This window comes from Caballeronia sp. INML2, assembly GCF_023631365.1.
GTDB classification, from domain to species: domain Bacteria; phylum Pseudomonadota; class Gammaproteobacteria; order Burkholderiales; family Burkholderiaceae; genus Caballeronia; species Caballeronia turbans.
Map to the genome: position 1 here is coordinate 1 of NZ_JALQDH010000172.1, position 1,839 is coordinate 1,839.

At 56.1% G+C, this 1,839-nt stretch carries 2 protein-coding genes; both read right to left on the minus strand.

The window, feature by feature from the left end; all coding sequences use genetic code 11:
- The coding region (locus tag NCT32_RS36780; RefSeq protein ID WP_250491541.1) for an SDR family NAD(P)-dependent oxidoreductase at positions 1-509 on the minus strand (509 nt) is incomplete at its 3' end.
- A 919-nt stretch (positions 510-1,428) separates the two neighbouring features.
- The coding region (locus NCT32_RS36785) for a class I adenylate-forming enzyme family protein (protein ID WP_250491542.1) at positions 1,429-1,839 on the minus strand (411 nt) is incomplete at its 5' end.

The following is a 1,839-nucleotide window of genomic DNA, read 5'->3' on the forward strand; positions in this document are numbered from 1 at the left end:
GATCGCGTCAGTGCAGCGACCGCGCCCTTGGCGGCTGTGTAGGCATCCTTGTTCGGCGAACCTATCAGTGCAAGAACTGAAGAGGTGTTAATTACGGAGCCTCCCCCGCGTCGCACCAGCTCCGGAATGCCATGGCGACAGCCCAGCCAAGTGCCAAACAAATCCACATTGATGCAACGCCAGAACTCTTCTGCTGAAGCTTCAGTAACTGGCCCGTCTTTGACTGCAGATCCGCCCACGTTGTTGTAGAGCACATCCAAACCACCTAGGGCGGAGACAGCCCCCGTAATCGCTCCTCGGACGCTGTCTTCGCGCGTCACATCTAACTCGAATACGATCGCCTCGCCACCCGCGCGATTGACCTCATCGGCAATCCGATGCGCGGCGGTTACATCGCGATCGCCTATTGCAACTCCGCATCCTTCTCTCGCGAATAGCAACGCCGCTGCTGCACCGATGCCGCTCCCACCGCCCGCTATAAATGCAGTCTTGTGAACCAACCGATCCATCAACGCCTCCCTATCAGCCATTAAACTGAGCGCTCAGTCACCATGAATTTCAGTATAGCAGTGGAACACTTGCTGTCAATGTGCAAGCGCCGCGATTTGCATCCGTAAAGACCCCAAGATCAGAGAGTAAGGACGACCAAATCTACCGACTCGTGAGCGCTCGCAGTTGTGCTGCGTCGTCGAAAATCCTGACTACAGACGTATCATCTTCCAGGCCGTAACCGGCCTTGGCCGCCGACACGAACATTCGGTAGGCACACTCCGGTCCAACCTTCGATGACCAGGCGTTCGCACATTTAGTCGTCGAGCACGTTCAGGCATCGAAACCGCCGAACATAGGTCAGCCGGTCAGAGAGGTGTGAATCGTAGTAAATCAGCGATCGCGAATCCCTACCGACCGTCACGTAACATCCCATGTTGCGTTCGGTCATCGATACTTTGGCTGGATCGCGCTAGGCCTGTTCGCTTGCTATATTGAGCCTGCAGGTCCTTCAGGGCGGCGTTGTCGACCCTTAATTCGGCCAACGACTCGGGTTGGTATTGGACAAGGTGAGCGGCGCATTGAATTTTCCGCCACCGGCCAACATTTCGGTCGACAACGGGCCAGAATTGGCGGCATGGTGTTGGATGCATGCTGAACGAGCATTGGTTCGTCTCAATGCGCCACGCCGAGCGGCTGATGAAGAATGGCGTATGAGTACGACACCGCGCGGCCTCGTAGTCACCTGACGCCGGTTCAGGTCGCGCGGGCGGACAATCCAACGCAGCAGTTCTTCACCTACACTCAACTACGGTTGGGACCAGAACCAGGGTGGATCAAAGTTTTCAATCATGTCGATTCAGTTACTCAAGCATGGCGCCGACCCGCGCGTCGGCGCTGCGAACCGCCTGCTTGTCAATCAAGACTGCCTCATGCCGGTCAACCAACGCGTGCACTGAGTTGCTTGAGTAGCTCGGCACGACGAATTTTTCCCGTTGGAGTCATCGGGAATTCATTGAGTATCACCAGTTCCTCCGGCAATTTGTAATCGGCAACCCGACCTTTTATCATGGCGATGATCGCGTCGAGAGTGATCTGGGCGCCTGGCTTGAGAACTGCGCATAAGCAGTTCCGTTCGCCAAGGCGAGCGTCAGGCACGCCGACAACTGCAAGCTGCAGAAAGGCTTCGTGCTCGTACAGCAGGTCTTCGATCTCTCGCGGGAAATACTTTTTCCCGCCTCGATTGATGATCTCTTTTTTGCGCCCAGAAATGCGGATATTGCGGTTCTTATCGACGATCTCTCCAAGGTCGCCAGTTCTGAACCACCCCTCGGCCGTGAAGCTCTCGCT